A 17,123-nucleotide genomic window follows, 5' to 3' on the forward strand; every position below is an offset into this window, starting at 1 on the left:
ACATAGCCCCCTTTATTTATTGACGAACGTATCAAAATAATTGATGAAAGTATTTAGACTGGATTGTATCGAAAGTCATCATCGTAAACTCTCAAATTTGGTTGCTTATCAATAGTTAGTTGGTTTTTATCAATCACTATCCTTAATACATTCATTTTCAATATACTTTAGTAAAACAACAAAAACCAGTATAGTATGGAAAAAAGTATAAATAGGCTGTTTTTAATATTTTCGTTTTGGATAGGAACATTAGGTTTAGTTGCACAAGGTGTATTAATTAATAGGAAAAATACCAGTGCTTACCTGAGTAAATTTACCAAAGATTATAATACAGGAATGCGAACAGCAAATCCTAAACTTATAACTAGTTACTATTCGCAAGATGTTAGGTTAATGCCAGCTTTTCAAAAGACACTTTTGGGTAGTAAGAATGCATCCATCTATTACAAAGCATTTTTTGAACGATTTGATATTGTAGAATACAACAGAAAACCTATAGAAACACTGGATTTAGGTATTCAACTCTGTGTTTTAGGTGAGTTTATCATGAAAGTCCAGTTAAAGAATACGACCACAGTTGAAGAGCTCAGAGGAAAGTACATGAATATTTGGAAGAAAGGAAAAAACAATCTTTCTCTGCTTTCGGAGATATGGAATTATAATCATCATACAGATCTTACAGAGCAACTAAAATTTGATAAAGTCCCTGGTACAGTGATCGCATATCAAGGACATTTGCCTATAGATAATAATATACGATTTGAACTGGCAGCATTGAATGAATTTATGGAAGAGTTCATATCCCAAGGGGATCATACATTATGGTCTCAATTATATGCAAGTGATGCGGTAGCCATGTTTAGTTACCAACCCATATATGAGGATAAAAAATCATTAGAAGTATTTATTAAAAATCACGTTGCAGAGCTTCCTATTTTCGAGAAATTGGATATTAGGAACAATCATGTTGATGATTTAGAAACCTATATAGTAAACTACGCCAGTCACATAGCCAATTGGCGAAATGACAATTATTCAGGTATAAGTACAGGAAAGGGTATTAAAATATGGCGGAGGGAACCAAATGGTTCACTAAAGATAGTGAGACAAATAGCTACTTATGATTATAATTATTAGCATAAAATCTTATACAATGAAGTATGTTATAAAGCGTATGTGTGTTTCTTTACAGACCATAGCAATATGTTTCTTTATCCTATGTTTTTCTTCAAAGACTTTTGCACAGTATGCATTGAAAGGGAAAATAGTTGATGATACCATTCATTCCAAAATTTTATCTAAAAACAAAATTGGATTAAATACACATCGAAATATAAAAATTTATCTTCCGCCAGGGTATTCTCAATCACAAAATAACTATCCGGTAGTCTACTATTTGCATAGTTTGTTCGAGAATCCAAATACTATTATTTCGGATCATAAAACTCCAGAAATTATAGATAAAAATATCGCACAGAATGTATCTAAGGAATTCATTTTTGTCGTACCAGATTTCACATCTTCTACAATAGGTAGTCTTTATGAAAACTCCAGCACATCTGGCTTTTGGGAAGACTTTATAACAAAAGAATTAGTTCCTTATATAGATAAGAATTACAGAACGATTTCCAGTAATGATAGTAGAGCTGTAATAGGTCATTTTATGGGTGGTAGAGGAGCATTAAAACTGGCAATGACCTATCCAGAAATCTTTAGTGTTGTCTACGCTCTGCATCCCGTAGCAACTGGTTCAGGGTATTTACCACGGGTTTCTCTAGATGTTAATTGGAACCAAGTGTTATTAGCAAAATCATATCAAGATATTGGAGATGATATAAGAACCAAGATCTTTACAAGCGTCTGTCAGGCATTTCTTCCCAATCCTGATCGACCTCCTTTGTATTGCGATTTTCTTTTTGAAAAAGATAAAAATGGTAGCGTAACACTTCATCCACAAAATATACGAAAGGAGCAAAAAGGATTTCATTTAGATGAAAGATTAGATGAATATGCGGATAACCTAAGAAGTTTAAAAGCAATTGCTTTTGATTGGGCAAGATTTGATCAAACGCAGGCACACATAATTTCTAATCGAAGATTTAGTAAAAAATTGATGGATATTGGGGTCGATCATCAGGGAATTGAATTTGTAGGAGATCCTTGGAACAAATACTGGGGAGACCAGGGAAGGATAGCTACAAGAATGTTGCCTTTTTTAAACAAACATTTAAAATTCTAAGAAGTATCTAAATTAACACTTATGAAAAGAAGTTGTCACACTATATTCCGAATGTTATCTGTATATATTCAAAAAAAAGCATTGCAGACAAAATATGGACTTTTTGCCTTTGCTTTGATGATCGTATCATCCTGCGGAAACGCTAATAACAAAAATACAGATGCATCAACTCCATCTAGAAACATAGAGAATCTTTTAGATGAGTACAATCAAAAAATGATTCATGCTGCAAAAACAAAATCATTTCTTGGAATACGTGATTTATACGACAAGGAGTCCTTGTTAATGACAGATTACAACCCATTAATCGTAAATAATAACAATATTAAAATATATTATGATACCATGTTTGCCAGACAAAATATTGAAGAATATCGCAGACAAACTGTAGATGTTTTGGAATTTACTGACAAAATAATTGAAATAGGATTGTTTACCAAATTTTTCGAAAATTCAGAAAAATTAGAAGGTAAATATCTTAATGTTTGGAAAAAGAATACCAATGGAAAACTAACGTTACGTGCAGAAGGATTTGGATATTTACAACAAGTTGATGATCCGACTATTTTTTTGGTAGCCGAAGCTAGTACATCTGTACTTAAAGCTATTACAATACCAAGAGAATTAGAAGCGTATACAGTTCTGGGAAAAAGTAATGTGATTGCCAGAGTTCCCGAAAAAACTGCTGATGCATACACAGATGATGGAATGTATCTTCCTTTTGCAGATACTATTAAAACAGGGGAAACCGTTTTGTTGAATCACTTTAAAGCATATTATCGTAATCCAGCAACAATAGATTCTCTTGAGCTAATGACGTATGCATATGATACTGTAGACAGTGGTTACATTAAATATGGAGGGTTTTATGTTTCCTGGACAGTTCCTGAATTTTCTGGAGATGCTGCTGGAACCGGAATTTCATACTGGCGTAGAGAAAAAGATAATTCGCTGAGAATACATAGACAAATAGGACTGCATACACACTAACTATAAATGTAGATAATAGCTACTAAATTATAGCCAGTGAGCACGCTAACTATTTTGAATAAACAAGTATCAATTTAATGAATTGAAAAAAAAATAATACCCATGAAAAGAATACCTATTACTATATTTTTAATATTCTTACTGATATGTGTGCAATGTAAAAAAGAGAAGGTATCTCAAAGCTTTTCTAAAAATCAAGATCGAGCATCAGTAGAAGCCATTCTAAAAATTCTAGATGATCATCGTATCACATCCAAAGATAAAGTGCAAGTATGGGTCGATGATTTAGTACATATGGCACCAAATACTCCCATCATTACAAATAAAACCGCATTAATTGAACATATAACCAAAGAAAAGCAACTTGGTTTTGCACTTATGAAACATGAAATAACTGAAATGCATTCTTTTGATAAAATTGTACTAATGCACGGTAAGGTTACGGGAACTTTTTATCCTATGGATCAGAGTACATCACATAAATTTAGTACTAAAAATCTATTTGTTTTTAGAAGAATGAATGATAACTCATTAAAAATATGGAAAGTGATTTTTAACATGACTTCATAACAACCAAACTGTAAAAAGGAAAGTCGTACTTGATAGCACTACCGTATAGCTGTCAATCTAAGAGCTTGCATTGAAATGTTACAAAACAGCATTGAGTTCACGTTAAATATTGGCACCTGTTTTTTTTACTATACAAAAAGTTAGATAGACATCATCAACTTATATTTCCATTATTCTAAGATACGAGTAAAATAAAGACTGCTAATCATATGAGATTAGCAGTCTTTATTGATTGATGAATATGGCTAGGTTATAATTCAGAATTAAAAATGAATTTTTATCCGGATAGCTTGATCAAGAGATATATCCTTGTCCTGATCTTTCAATGATTTCACAAATTCTGGTGTCACATTATGGATTTTAAGACTCAGTGCTTGATCGGCTGTGATATTTTTATATCCAATACCCTCGAACTGTTTTACAAATGCTGGTGTTACATTATGGATTTTAAATGAAAGCATATCATCTAGTGAAAGATTTCCAAATCGGGTCTTTTTGAACTCTGCTATATATTCTGGTGAAACATTGTGAATTTTAAGAGACATCAAATCATCAATGTCTAGATCTTTATATCCAATTTTAACATACTTGGCGGCGGAGTCGGGAGAAATGTTATGAATTTTTAAAGACATCGCTTCTTCTAATGTGATATTGTTATATCCTACTTTTTTAAAAGTCTCAATAAATTCTGGAGTTACATTATGAATTTTTAGTCCTACAACATCATTCAGAGGAATGTTTTTATATCCTACGTCATGATACCTTTTTATAAAATCCGGTGTGATGCTATGAACTTTAAACGAAATGATATCATCTACCGTGATATTTTCGTAACCAAGTGCTTTAAATTGCTTCATGAAATCTCCTGGGGTTTGTTGCACTTCTTGATACCCTTTTCCAGAACTACTGGTAGAGCTAGATTGTCCATTCTTTTTAGCAATGGTAACTTGTGATGGAGAAACATTATGAATCTTTAATTTGATTGCTTCTCTTAAAGATATAGTAGTCTGACCGGCTTCTTTATAAGATTTTATAAGATCCGTAGTTACATTATGAATTTTTAGAGTTTTAGCTTCTTTTAGGGTAATGTTAGGGTATCCAGCATTTTTAAAGCTGGTTATATATGCTGGTGTAACATTATGGATTTTCAATTCCTTAGCTTCCTTTAGCGAAATGTTTTTATATCCGACGTCTTTATATGATTGAATATATTGCGGTGTTACATTATGAATCTTAAGATTTTGTGCTTCTTTTGCAGAGATATTTACATATCCCTCTTTTTTAAAATCAGCTATAAAATCCGGAGAAACATTATGGATTTTTAACTTCATATAGTCATTAAGTGACATCTTTTTATACCCATTATCATTGTATGTTTTAATAAACTCTGGAGAAAGGTTATGAATTTTGGCTTTTGTGATTTCTTTTAACGTTGCTTTTTGACCATTTACTTTATTAATAAACTGAATATAAGCAACATCTACGTCAAATAGATTTAGTTTGCTAACTTCATTCATTGTATAGTCATTGTATCCTAATCTAGAGAGTTCCTTTCGGTACATTTTTAATTTATCAAGAGACAGTCCTTTATGAATAATATCCTCAAAGTCATCCTGACTTAAAGAAAGTTTTTCTTGTTTTAGATAAGTTAAATATGGAGTGTCAAAATCCGTAAGGAAACAATGTACAAGTTCTTTGTTGTCTACTGTAAACCCTTGTTGTGATAATGCTTTGCTAAAATTAGCGTTAGGTGTAAAAGTATATCTTCCATCTCCGATTCCATTTTCGAATTCACCAATATAAATCATCGTTCCGGCATCTCTGGTAACCTCTAATTTCTGTTTGTCACCAGCTGGAAAGCCAGCAAAGAAAGAGGGGCCATAACATCTGGTTATAGACCAATAACTTCGTTTAAGAGGTTCTGCGCTTCGGTACATAATACATAGTTTTCCTCCACCAACTTCTGCATCCCAAACTCCTTTTGTAAAATCGTTTTTGAACTTAGACTCTTTAAAATGATGGTCTGTCGGGTCTTTTAAATCGTTAAGATACGAGTTATCAGTTTCCGCCATTGATGGATTGGTACGTACTGGATTAAATGATAATACGGTTACGGTCAGTAGGGGAATAATGATTAGGTATTTCCATCCTGATTTTGCAGTTGATTTTTTAGAATTCATCATGATTATTCGTTTTTTGAGAAATGATTGATTGTAACTTGTTGCCAAACCTGTTGGCATATTTGGGGTTGATACTTTAAGTAAATTCATTTGGTAAATTTCTTTATCCTCGCCTTTCGTGAGCATGCCGTTGTCTGTCAGATACTCTAGATTGTTGTCAATGGCTTTTCTATATAACCACGCAAACGGATTAAACCACTGCACAGTAACCAGTAACTCAACCAGTAACATATCCAAGCTATGTCTACCTGCGATGTGCATCTGTTCATGTTTTAGGATCTGTAAATAGGTGTCGGGATCGTACTGATTTGGATTTATAAAAATCCTGTTCCAGAAAGAGTAAGGAGCATGATCTGTATCGGTTTCTACTATTTTATACGTATCTACTTCCATACTCGGATATCGTATCATTCTAGATAGTAATACAGCTAATTGAATTAAAAAGTTAATACCAAAAGCCATTATTCCCAGCATATAAATATATAGTGTGATCGACTTCCAGTCTAGAGCAATTATAGAAGGAGTAGAAGTGTCGGTAAGACTTTTTGATGGGTTGATTACCGACTGCTCAGATATATCATTTAGAGTATCATTGCTGATAAATGGAATTTCAGTGACTTCAGTAATTTGATTTTCAGCTTCAGCTTTCTGAAAAATCATAGTTCTGAATGATAGGTTTTCGGGTACCGAAATAAATGGTAAAGAAAATGATAAAAGGATCAAACCTAGTAACACCAATCTATTTAGGTGGTAAAAAGTCTCTTTAGAAAGGAATATTGAATAGACGATATACGATAAACCTATAAGTGCTGCACTGTAAACGATATATGCCATTACTTATTACTTTTTATGAGTTTTATAATTTCTTCTAATTCTTCGGTATTTATTTTTTCTTCTTTCGCAAAAAATTTCACTAATGCCATTGGTGAATTGTCGAAGTAATTATGGACTACCTCTCCTAAAACGTCTTTTTGATACGCTTGCTTAGAAATCAAAGGATAGTATTGAAAACTATTACCAAATGCTTTATGACTTATAAAACCTTTTTCTTCTAAAATCTTCACAATAGTAGCAGTTGTGTTATAATGAGGTTTAGGATCCGGTAGTTCTTCAATGATTTCTTTGATAAACGCTTTTTCGAGTTTCCATAAACTCTGCATAATTTGTTCCTCTCTTTTTGCTAACTTTTGCATAATCTTGAAATTTGATAGAACAAACATACTCCTAATAAATTAGTTTTACTACTAATCTATTAGTTTTAAAACTAATTTATTAGGAGTTTTGGCCAGGAGTATATTGTTTATAGGGTGTGTGCGAGATTGTTAAATTTATATTAAATAGTTTTTAATTATTTCATTCTGCTGATTATTTACAAGTACTCAGGATAATAATCTACTTGATATTTAATATACCATCATGTATAGACCATATAAGCAAATAATAATTTTATTCGAGGTAATAATTGAAAACAAGAAACCGGTAATTGCAGGTTAGTTAAGAATCTCTTTATATAAAAAGTGATCTAATAATTATATATGCTAAAATAATTTATGTTTTATATGAGAAACAATCCATATCTACTTTATACTACCATCTTTTTTTTAATGTTACAGGCGTGTGCTACATTTCAACCTCAATCTATAGAAACCAAGCAGCAGAATTTGTTGGGTTCAAAAAAAGTAAGTCATACCTTTTACTTGGTAGGAGGATATGGAAATCAGGATAAGGAAAAACCCTTAGATGCTCTGAAAAATAAACTTTCATCAGAGTTAAAAGCTGCGAATAAAAATAGCACCCTTATTTTTTTAGGAGATAATATTTCTCAAAAAAAGGATCAAGATAAGAAAGACTTTCGTTTACTGGATGAGCAACTAAATTTTGCTGATACGTTTGAAGGAGAAACCGTTTTTATGCACGGAGTCAATGAATGGAAAGACGCTGACATCGATAAATTAGAAGAATATGAAGATTATGTGGAGAGAAAGAAATCTATTGATGCAGAATTTAAAGAAAAAAACGGATGCCCGTTAGAACATATAGTAGTAAATGACCAATTGGATATGATCATTATTAATTCATTTTGGTTTATTAGTAATTGGGATCGAATAGAAGAGATAAATAGAAAATGCACAGACATTACTACAAGAAGGCGTTTTGCTGAGGAATTAGAAGGATATATTAATGATGCACAAGGCAAAAATGTATTGATCGTAATGCACCACCCCATTTTTAGTAATGGAGAATATGCTGGACACGAAACATTTTCTAAGCATTTAGTACCCTTGCCAGTAGTTGGAACCCTCATTGATGAAGTAGGGGATTTATCAAATCTGTCCAAAAATCAATTGGATTTTCCAAGATACCGTTATTTGAGAATTTTGGTAAGTGCAATTGCTAAAAAATCGGATCGGGTTACCATTGCATCAGGACACGAAGAGAGCCTTCAATATTTAAAAGGAAATAACATACACCAGGTTATAAGTGGTTCTTTCGGTAGTGCCGAAGCAACGAAACGATCAAAAGATTTTATTTTTGCACCTGGTGGAACGCTTCGTTATGAAGGACAATTTACCTATGGTGTTCCAGGCTTTTCTAAACTTACGTATTATGATGACGGTTCGTCTAAAGTCACTTTTATTACTGCAGATGAAAATGATGATTTTACCTTTAAAACAGTTGACGCTTTTAAGAAATACGAAAATGTAGATTACAAGGCAGAACAACATCCAAAATTTAAAAAGACAAAAATTATCACAGATTCTGAAGAACTTGATAAAACCGGTTTTTATAAATTTTTATGGGGTAAACGTTACAGGTCTTACTATGGGAAGGAAGTTACAGTTCCAGTAGTACTGTTGGATACATTATATGGTGGATTAACGGTCGAAAAGAAAGGGGGCGGGCATCAATCAAACTCGTTAAGGCTTATTGATAAAAATAATGGAGAGTATGCTATGCGATCTCTAAAGAAAGAAGCACTCAAATTTCTAACCCACAAGATGAAAGGAGTATCTTATAATTCGCAAGATTATGAAGATACGTTTACCGAAGAAATAGTCTCGGATTTCTTTACTACCGCTCATCCTTTTATGCAAATGGTGATCAACGATTTAGCAGAAGAGGTGGCAGTGAATCATTCGGATACTAAATTATTTTATGTGCCAAAACAAAAGAGTTTAGAAGCATATAATGAAGAGTTTGGGGATGAACTATATTATATAGAAAGAAGACCCTCAGACAATCAAAAAGGATATAAAGGTTATAATCGTACCAATCCAGATGCGCCTGGAAAAATATCAGAATTTGAAAGTACCACTGATGTATTAGAAAAATTAAAGGAAGATGAATCCTATACAATAGATCAGAAAGCATATATAAGAGCCAGAATTTTTGATATGCTGATAGGCGATTGGGATCGTCATCAAGATCAATGGAGATGGATAGAGTACGAAAAAAACAACGACGATAAGATATTCATACCAGTACCCAGAGACCGAGATAATACTTTTTCTAAGTTCGATGGAGTAGCTATGCCTATCATTAAGATGTTTTCTCCACCTACCAGACCTTGGCAGTCGTACGCTGATAAAATTAAAAGCGTAAAATGGTTTAATGCAGAGGCTCATAATCTCGATCAAACTTTTATAGATGAATATGGCGTGTCCACATGGATTGAAGAAGCAAAGTATATCCAAAGTAACTTAAAAGATGAAGAAATTGATCAAGCATTTACAAGTCTGCCTATAGAAGTACAGGATAGTACCACTGCTAAGATTAAAAGTCATCTTAAAAACCGTCTGAAACTTTTGGATCAATATGCAGCACAGTACGCTACATATCTAAATAAAAAAGCTGTAGTATCTGGTACACATAAGGATGATTTGTTTACCATCACAAGATTGCCAGAAGGAAAAACAAAGATTGTTGGGGAGCGTAAATTGAGTGATAAAAAAAATAAAATATTTTTTGATAGAACTTTTGATAGTGAAGAAACTAAAATAATATTGATATATGGCTTAAATGATGATGATACTTTTATTGTTAACGGAGATGGAGATGATTATAGTAAAATTAAAATTGTTGGAGGCTATGGAAAGGATACGTACAAAATAGAAAACAAAAAAAGAGTAAAAGTATACGATTGGAAATTTGAAGACTCAGAGTTTACCGAAAAAAAACCTTCGAAACAGTTAACAAATTTGTATGAAACCAATATGTTACACTGGCGTTATTTCCAAGAGAACTATAATGTATTAGTACCTACAATTGGATTGCGAAATGATGATGGTTTTTTTATGGGAGTAACCGATACGTACACAAAATTTGGACTTCATGGTGATGGAAGAGATTTTAAGCAACAACATACTATAGGCGGGAATTATTATTTTCAATTTCAAGGATTTGATGTTTCGTATACCGGAATTTTTGCTAACATATTTCCAAATTGGAATTTAACACTAAATGGTTATCTTACGACAGACACAGTAGCCAATAATTTCTTTGGTTTTGGAAACGATACAGAAAATTTTGATGATGATTTAAGTTTAGATTTTAATAGAGCTCAAACGCAACAAGTACATATTGATGCAAAGGTAAGTTATCGATCATTGTACGCAAAAGCACTATTTGAATCCTTTAGAATTAACCAAGATCCAACAAGATTCTTCACTCCATCTAACGTAAATCCATTAGTTTTCGAAACTCAGAATTATGCTGGAGCTGAAGCCGGTATCGAAATAGACAGTCAGAATGCATTAGATTTTCCAACCAAATCTATTTTGGTAAAATTATATGGTGGTTATAAAAAAAACCTGGATGTTTCAGAAAATGAGTTTGGATATATAGCGTTCAAAGTAGGTGCAGATCATAAAGTAATACCTTCTGGGCATTTGGTATTGGGTACAACCGCAGAGATCAAAGCAAATATTGGAAATAATTATTTCTTTTACCATGCTCCAACAATAGGAGGAGTTAATGGGCTAAGAGGATTTAGAAATGAACGGTTTACCGGAGAAACCTATTTCTACCAAAGTACAAACTTAAAAGCCAGAATTAAACGATTTATAACTTCTGTTTTCCCGGTAACATTAGGAACCTATGGAGGTTTTGACTATGGTAGGGTTTGGGTAGATAATGATACATCAAATACTTGGCATACATCATATGGAGGTGGAGTTTGGGTAACAGGTGCGGATACATTTTCTTTTAGGTTAGGCGCATTTGCTTCGAAAGAGGGTTTCCAGGTTCAAGGAGGATTTGGAATTGGATTCTAGTTCTACAATAAACATAGTTAGTAGAATTAGTATAAATCTGTAGTATTTTAAAATGAGGTATCTTTATCTGTATATACTGTATATACTGTCTATTTCCAGAAGTAAGTATATTTATTTACCCCATATATTAAACTCTACTTTAATTATATTTATAATTTCGTACATATAAATTAGTTCGTCAATTTCTGGATAATGTTTTAGATAACTTTCTGGATTGGAATATTCGAAGCAGTTGGTTTGTTCATTGTGTTTCACTTTAATGATAAATCCTTCTCCATCAAGGATCATAATTTTTCTTTCAGATGAGAGATATTCCTCAAAAAATTTCCCTCTAATCGTATCTATGATTTTTTCTACATTTCCGCGTTTAACCATTTTCCATTGAATTTTTCTCATATCGGGCAAATTCAAAATATGACTTCGAATGAAATTTTTAAAAATAAATTCCATTTCATTTTCAGATTTAAGAGTTTGCTTTTCTATCCGCAATTCAGCCTGTCCATCAACTTTTGAATAATGCTCATAAAATTCTGCTTTCCATTTTTTGAATTTGTCTTTATACATTATAAAAAGTGAAGAATAATTAGTTATTCCACCTCCTTAATAGATTCTCACTTCAGTCGATTTAGTAAGAGAATCACTAAGAGTTAAATCCTTATTTATTTCTGAAAAATTTTGAGAAAATAATTCAAAGTAGCTAAAGATAAATAATATTAGAAATTTTTTCATTGACAAGTTCTGTTTAAACAAAACTAAAGGTATGTAGTCAATAATATAAACTTAAATGATTGAACTGTTCTTATCAATTAGTTAACCATTAGCTTTTTTTTATAATCATGTACAAAGAGTAAAAGCAATATAAATGAAAAAGCATATCCGGAGATATGCTTTTTTTATAGATCTTTAAGGATATATATAGGCGCTTAGAGTAAATCGATTTATGATTCTCCTCTAGCGGGATATTTATTTTTTAAAACATAGTCAATTGCTTTTAAAATATCATCAAAATGAGGTCTGGCAAATGGCATTGATTGGATGGAAGAGAAGTATAAGGTTTGATCCGGTCGTACCAAAAATAAACCAGGTTCTGAAAAATGTTCAGGTTCTTTATCACTCTCAGCAGAAGATATGTATAATCCCCATTTTCGTGCTTCATCAACCGATAAATTATAGCCTATTGGTAATGAGGAAGTTTTCCATTCTTTTCCTGTCTTTTTGGCTCTTTCTTCGGTATCACAACTAACGGCAATAACATGTACTCCTTTCTCTACAAAATCATCTAATTTTTCTGAAAGTTCTTCCAACTGCTTTTTACAAATAGGACAATGCAACCCCCTATAAAATAAAAGTAAAGTAAAATTATCAGGGTCTTGTTCTGATAGTTTCCAAGTGGTGTCATTGATCAAATCTAATACTAGTTGCGGAACTTTTTTTCTTGGTAAAATCATTTTTTTTATAAAAATAAAATACAAAGTCCATAAAAAGTAACGGTATCGATTTAAAAAATTCCTCTTTTGAAAAAACTAAAAATTAATAACGAGTAACAGCCGCAGCTAAAAAGGTAAATTACTTAAATCTACATTTCCGCCAGATAGGATAATACCAATTTTTTTATTATTAAAACGCTCTTTTTCTCGAAGTAAAGCTGCAAAAGGAACCGCACAAGAAGGCTCAATGATAATTTTCATGCGTTCCCAAATCAACCGCATAGCGGATACAATTTCTTTTTCATGTACTCTGATAATTTCAGAAACGTGCTTTTGAATGATAGGAAAAGTGAGATCGCCTAATGGCATTTTAAGTCCATCTGCAGCGGTGTTGGTAGTTTCGTTGATTTCTAGTTTACCACTTTGTAGGGCTCTATAGGCGTCATCTACTTCAAAAGGTTCGCCTCCAATAACATTACAATTATTACCAAAAAAATGAGCAGCTAACGAAGTCCCTGCAATTAACCCGCCACCACCAACGGGAGAAAATATATAAGCTAAATCAGGATGGTCTTCTAACAATTCCAACGCAGCAGTTCCTTGTCCCAGAATTACATTTTGATCATTATATGGGTGTAAAAAAGTGGCTCCTTTTTCAACCTGAATTTTATTGGCTGTTTCTTCACGGTCTTTATGCGTTGGCGGACACTCTATGATATGACCGTCATACGCTGCTACTGCATCTTTTTTTACTTGTGGAGCATCTGATGGCATGACAATATAGGCTTTCACGCCCAAGCTTTGGGCAGCTAATGATAGTGCCTGTGCAAAATTACCAGACGAATGTGTGACCACTCCTTTGGACTTTTGCGCATCAGATAGTTTTAGAATCGCGTGCGTAGCACCACGCATCTTAAAGGCTCCCATACGCTGAAAGTTTTCACACTTGAAATACAATTCGGCTCCAGCAGTTTCGTCGAGAAGTCTTGACGTTAATACAGGAGTTCTGTGAATATAAGAAGCTATCGTTTGTGCGGTATCAATAAGGTTTTTTGCATTCATTTTGATGTGAACTAGGATCACTCACGAAGATACTATTTTTTTCTTGCGATAAGGAGCGTATTCGTGTTGTGCACATTGTTGTGTAATTGAAATTCAATTTTTTCAGCATATGTATCTATCAAAGGTTGCACATTAGAGTTGTCTTTAAGTTGGACACCTGCATTAAAGAGGATATTGCCTTTTGGTTTAATCAATTTGAGTAGTTGATCCCAAAATTCAACAGAATAGAAATGAGAAGGAACTTTTAGGTCAATAAAAAGGTCAATGATGATCAGTTCGAATGAGTTTTTACAGTTATTTACAAAATGAAGTGCATCATCAGAAATAATAGTTAGATTTTTATTTGCTACTACATCGAATTCATCTTTTGCTAATTCAATAATAACAGGATCAATTTCTACAGCAGTTATATGTCCATTGTGATGGTATCTATTTTTTAGTGAATCAATTACGCTACCACCACCCATCCCTAATACTAGAATACTTGCTTTACTATCAAAATATATTTTCGATAATCCATAATTTAAAACTCGTTGTAACGAACCGTAGGAGTAGTTGGCAGTTTCACTATCTAAGACTTTTTTACCATCCATCCAGGTAACCTCTAACGTTCCATTGATATTAGAATGGACTTTTTTAGTAAGTGGCCAGATGTAACTAACTATTTTTTTCATGTTTGTAGTATTATTAATAGTTAGAAATAGAATTAAACTAGGCTAACTGTGTGTATATTATGAGCGTTATAATTATCTACATCACAATTTTTAACTTGTTACAGGCAGTAGCGCCGGATTCTGCAACAGCATGGTCATTTTCTACGGTACTACCATGTACGCCTATTGCTCCAATCGCTTCATCGTTTCTGTTTTTGATAGGAACTCCGCTAGGGAACGCGATCAGTCCTCCATTAGAATGTTCTATATTATATAAAGAACTTCCTGATTGCGATAATTCACCAATAGTGCCAGTATTCATATCAAAAAAACGAGCGTCTTTGCTTTTTTTAATGAAATATCAAAGGAGCTTAACCAGGGTACCATCCATACGAACAAAAGCTATCAGATTTGCTCCTGCATTGACCACAGAGATATTCATTTTAGTATGTAACGCAATCTATTTTTCTTTTGCAGCAGTGATTATTTTTCTGCTTGTTCTAACGTAATGTTCATATGAAATTTGTTTTTAAAAATAAATAATCAGCAACAATATCTTGATTAATTTAGATTTAGAGATCAATTAGATCATAAATAAAATATAAAGTTTAAAGCAATAAGTTACTTTAATAATGTACCAAAGAATTAACGATAGATTTAAGATTGAATGCGCCATTATCTCGCCTCTTCATATGCCTCTTTAAGCCATTCTGTAAGCTCGGTATCAACCTCTTTCGCAGATGTGAGACGTACACGATGTGTACACATGGTACCAAACGGTCCGGAGTTTTCTAATCGCGCTGTGGTAGGCTTATCTCTAAGCTTAAGTCCAAGATCGATTCGTGTTTTTGTAGCTGGCTTTATGAGCGCAAACTGTTTTTTTCTGATAATACTTACACTTGTTTTTTTAGGTGTTTTAACCACGTCAGTACCTAAAGATTCAACAAGTGAAATCAATTTTTCATAGATGGGAAGTAAACTCTCTTTACCATTGTACTGATTTGTTACCAAACCCTCCAGAGTTTCATTAGATTCTTTGGATAATGAAACAATGGTGTTGGCAAATCCATGAGTTACACCGTGTTCTACTTTCAAAAATGTAACAGCTTCACCGTGTTTCTCGAACGATTTTCTTTTTAAAATCTCTTTCCATTCATCTAATGATTTACCTGTTTTTTCAGGCATATTGTTGATCATGGTTTGTAATGCTTGATCCATAATGTTAGAATTTTACAGCTTTTCCTTCTTCAAGGTATGCAATTAATTGCTGATATGACATTTCGTTTCCAGAAATAAAGAACTTCATTAATGACAAGTACTTTGGGTTGTTTTTATATCCAATTCCGTAAGAGGTTACCTTTGTCTGTTTATGCGATATAGGCTCAAAATGTATAATATTATAAAGATCTTGTTCATCCTTTTTTATAAAATCCGGAAAATTGTTTGTAAGCTCTGCTTGTAAAGTGATCAACTTTTTTGGAAGATAATTAATTACTTTAAGGGTAATCGTAGTGCTATCTCCAATCGTACCATGCTTGTTATAATTAGTTCTGATAGTTCCATTAATTTTAAAATCAATTTCTGCTATAGGAACTACCCAACTTTCCCATCCTTTTTTAGTCGTATATGCATTCCAGACAGAATCTAGTGGTACATCAACCACAAAATCTTGTATTAGTACCAATTCTTTATTATATGTTGAATCTATTCTGGAAGTAACTCTTTTTTCAGCTTCTAAAGATGATTGGTTTTGGGAAAAAAGAAATATATAAGGAAATATCAGTAAAATAACAGAAGTAATTCTTTTCATTTTGTAATAAGTTTGATACGAAGTACGAAAAAGAAAATATACTATCATAGTAAAAAATTAACCATCTTTATCTAACGGAAAGAAATTGGGTTCATCATTATTAAATTCTAGTTTGATAAACTCCTGAGGGTTACATCCTGAAAAATGATTAAATTCTTTAATAAAATGAGATTGATCAGCATATCCACATTGATATGCTATTTGTGACCAGGAAATATGCTCTTTTTGTTTAATCTGTTGTAAAATGTCATTGAATCGTATGATACGATGATAATATTTAGGAGTTACTCCGATATATTTTTTGAATTGATCGATCAGGTGTTTTTGAGTGTAGGGATAACTTTCGATAATGGTATTGAAGTTAGCTGCTGGTTCTTTTTGTAATTTTTTCACTACTGAGAGTAACACATCAGACGGGATTTTAGAATGATTATACCGATCTATCAACCACTTTTCTGCCAAATTGAATTTATCCAGCGATGTATCTTGTTTTAGAATTTTTTCTCGTAATAACAAAAGTTCTTCCCCAAAAACTTCTTCTACAGAAAGGATTTTTCCACTTAGTTCTTCAGAAGGGAAATGAAAGAAAGGATAGGTGCCATAAGGCTTAAACTGAATCACAAACATTTCTGAATCTTGGTGAGCAGAAATAGAGATGTAGTTTTTATGAATTCCAGATACCCAAGCTTTGGTGAAAGTATTCTTGGGTTCTAGTGTGGTGTTGTCAAACGTATTTCTTGGAATATCATCTAATTCGAATATGATAAAAACATGACCTGTTGGCACAACTCGTTCAATAGAATGATCCGGATTGAAATTTTTAAAATGAAATATAGATTCAATATATTCACTAATTGGGTGGGAAAGTTGATGCGTTTCGAATATCATAGGTCATAGTATGTTTATAAAAAACGGAAGT

The 17,123-nt window shown here is 32.6% G+C and carries 15 protein-coding genes; 5 read left to right on the top strand and 10 right to left on the bottom strand.

Annotation, left to right across the window (positions count from 1 at the left end; genetic code table 11):
* Positions 1–195 precede the first annotated feature (195 nt).
* From ACWGOQ_RS20275 to ACWGOQ_RS20290, 4 genes are all read left to right on the top strand, one after another.
* On the top strand, positions 196–1,137 hold the full coding sequence (locus ACWGOQ_RS20275) for a Cif family virulence factor (RefSeq protein ID WP_452059558.1): 942 nt from the start codon (positions 196–198) through the stop codon (positions 1,135–1,137).
* A gap of 16 nt (positions 1,138–1,153) precedes the next feature.
* Complete coding sequence (locus ACWGOQ_RS20280; RefSeq protein ID WP_452059559.1) at positions 1,154–2,239, top strand: alpha/beta hydrolase; 1,086 nt, start codon at positions 1,154–1,156, stop codon at positions 2,237–2,239.
* 21 nt (positions 2,240–2,260) lie between these two features.
* Positions 2,261–3,229, top strand: coding sequence for a Cif family virulence factor (locus ACWGOQ_RS20285; protein ID WP_452059560.1), 969 nt, complete (start codon positions 2,261–2,263; stop codon positions 3,227–3,229).
* Positions 3,230–3,331: 102 nt separating this feature from the next.
* Complete coding sequence (locus ACWGOQ_RS20290; protein ID WP_452059561.1) at positions 3,332–3,799, top strand: hypothetical protein; 468 nt, start codon at positions 3,332–3,334, stop codon at positions 3,797–3,799.
* 263 nt (positions 3,800–4,062) lie between these two features.
* Here the strand turns inward: ACWGOQ_RS20290 and ACWGOQ_RS20295 are convergent, their stop codons facing one another.
* Both ACWGOQ_RS20295 and ACWGOQ_RS20300 read right to left on the bottom strand, forming a co-directional pair.
* The gene (locus ACWGOQ_RS20295; RefSeq protein WP_452059562.1) at positions 4,063–6,813 is read right to left on the bottom strand and encodes a M56 family metallopeptidase; all 2,751 of its coding nucleotides are present in this window, start codon (positions 6,811–6,813) and stop codon (positions 4,063–4,065) included.
* Complete coding sequence (locus ACWGOQ_RS20300; RefSeq protein WP_452059563.1) at positions 6,813–7,172, bottom strand: BlaI/MecI/CopY family transcriptional regulator; 360 nt, start codon at positions 7,170–7,172, stop codon at positions 6,813–6,815. Before ACWGOQ_RS20300 ends, ACWGOQ_RS20295 begins: the two co-directional genes overlap by 1 nt.
* A 366-nt stretch (positions 7,173–7,538) precedes the next feature.
* Between ACWGOQ_RS20300 and ACWGOQ_RS20305 the strand changes: the two genes are divergently transcribed.
* Complete coding sequence (locus tag ACWGOQ_RS20305) at positions 7,539–11,252, top strand: BamA/TamA family outer membrane protein (RefSeq protein WP_452059564.1); 3,714 nt, start codon at positions 7,539–7,541, stop codon at positions 11,250–11,252.
* Positions 11,253–11,363: 111 nt separating this feature from the next.
* Here the strand turns inward: ACWGOQ_RS20305 and ACWGOQ_RS20310 are convergent, their stop codons facing one another.
* The 8 genes from ACWGOQ_RS20310 to ACWGOQ_RS20345 all read right to left on the bottom strand — a co-directional run bounded on the left by ACWGOQ_RS20310 (position 11,364) and on the right by ACWGOQ_RS20345 (position 17,092).
* Positions 11,364–11,816, bottom strand: a complete 453-nt coding sequence (locus ACWGOQ_RS20310) for a hypothetical protein (protein WP_452059565.1) — start codon at positions 11,814–11,816, stop codon at positions 11,364–11,366.
* 374 nt (positions 11,817–12,190) lie between these two features.
* The gene (locus ACWGOQ_RS20315) at positions 12,191–12,700 is read right to left on the bottom strand and encodes a peroxiredoxin-like family protein (RefSeq protein ID WP_452059566.1); all 510 of its coding nucleotides are present in this window, start codon (positions 12,698–12,700) and stop codon (positions 12,191–12,193) included.
* A gap of 105 nt (positions 12,701–12,805) precedes the next feature.
* Positions 12,806–13,741, bottom strand: coding sequence for a threonine ammonia-lyase (locus tag ACWGOQ_RS20320; RefSeq protein WP_452059567.1), 936 nt, complete (start codon positions 13,739–13,741; stop codon positions 12,806–12,808).
* Between the two features lie 32 nt (positions 13,742–13,773).
* Entirely contained in the window at positions 13,774–14,415 is a 642-nt protein-coding gene (locus ACWGOQ_RS20325) for a spermidine synthase (RefSeq protein WP_452059568.1), read from the bottom strand.
* A 76-nt stretch (positions 14,416–14,491) separates the two neighbouring features.
* Positions 14,492–14,716, bottom strand: a complete 225-nt coding sequence (locus ACWGOQ_RS20330; RefSeq protein WP_452059569.1) for a GlcG/HbpS family heme-binding protein — start codon at positions 14,714–14,716, stop codon at positions 14,492–14,494.
* A 353-nt stretch (positions 14,717–15,069) separates the two neighbouring features.
* Positions 15,070–15,612, bottom strand: coding sequence for a DUF4287 domain-containing protein (locus ACWGOQ_RS20335; RefSeq protein ID WP_452059570.1), 543 nt, complete (start codon positions 15,610–15,612; stop codon positions 15,070–15,072).
* A gap of 4 nt (positions 15,613–15,616) precedes the next feature.
* On the bottom strand, positions 15,617–16,204 hold the full coding sequence (locus ACWGOQ_RS20340; protein WP_452059571.1) for an SRPBCC family protein: 588 nt from the start codon (positions 16,202–16,204) through the stop codon (positions 15,617–15,619).
* A 57-nt stretch (positions 16,205–16,261) separates the two neighbouring features.
* Positions 16,262–17,092, bottom strand: a complete 831-nt coding sequence (locus ACWGOQ_RS20345; protein ID WP_452059572.1) for a helix-turn-helix domain-containing protein — start codon at positions 17,090–17,092, stop codon at positions 16,262–16,264.
* Between the last annotated feature and the right edge of the window lie 31 nt (positions 17,093–17,123).

It is taken from the genome of Aquimarina ulvae (assembly GCF_053613295.3).

Bases quoted from the DNA above. Each gene is read 5' to 3' on its own strand.
- ACWGOQ_RS20335 (WP_452059570.1), bottom strand. From the start codon at position 15,612: ATGGATCAAGCATTACAAACCATGATCAACAATATGCCTGAAAAAACA.
- ACWGOQ_RS20330 (WP_452059569.1), bottom strand. From the start codon at position 14,716: ATGAATACTGGCACTATTGGTGAATTATCGCAATCAGGAAGTTCTTTA.
- ACWGOQ_RS20290 (WP_452059561.1), top strand. From the start codon at position 3,332: ATGAAAAGAATACCTATTACTATATTTTTAATATTCTTACTGATATGT.
- ACWGOQ_RS20300 (WP_452059563.1), bottom strand. From the start codon at position 7,172: ATGCAAAAGTTAGCAAAAAGAGAGGAACAAATTATGCAGAGTTTATGG.
- ACWGOQ_RS20315 (WP_452059566.1), bottom strand. From the start codon at position 12,700: ATGATTTTACCAAGAAAAAAAGTTCCGCAACTAGTATTAGATTTGATC.
- ACWGOQ_RS20275 (WP_452059558.1), top strand. From the start codon at position 196: ATGGAAAAAAGTATAAATAGGCTGTTTTTAATATTTTCGTTTTGGATA.
- ACWGOQ_RS20305 (WP_452059564.1), top strand. From the start codon at position 7,539: ATGAGAAACAATCCATATCTACTTTATACTACCATCTTTTTTTTAATG.
- ACWGOQ_RS20340 (WP_452059571.1), bottom strand. From the start codon at position 16,204: ATGAAAAGAATTACTTCTGTTATTTTACTGATATTTCCTTATATATTT.
- ACWGOQ_RS20280 (WP_452059559.1), top strand. From the start codon at position 1,154: ATGAAGTATGTTATAAAGCGTATGTGTGTTTCTTTACAGACCATAGCA.
- ACWGOQ_RS20295 (WP_452059562.1), bottom strand. From the start codon at position 6,813: ATGGCATATATCGTTTACAGTGCAGCACTTATAGGTTTATCGTATATC.
- ACWGOQ_RS20345 (WP_452059572.1), bottom strand. From the start codon at position 17,092: ATGATATTCGAAACGCATCAACTTTCCCACCCAATTAGTGAATATATT.
- ACWGOQ_RS20325 (WP_452059568.1), bottom strand. From the start codon at position 14,415: ATGAAAAAAATAGTTAGTTACATCTGGCCACTTACTAAAAAAGTCCAT.
- ACWGOQ_RS20310 (WP_452059565.1), bottom strand. From the start codon at position 11,816: ATGTATAAAGACAAATTCAAAAAATGGAAAGCAGAATTTTATGAGCAT.
- ACWGOQ_RS20285 (WP_452059560.1), top strand. From the start codon at position 2,261: ATGAAAAGAAGTTGTCACACTATATTCCGAATGTTATCTGTATATATT.
- ACWGOQ_RS20320 (WP_452059567.1), bottom strand. From the start codon at position 13,741: ATGAATGCAAAAAACCTTATTGATACCGCACAAACGATAGCTTCTTAT.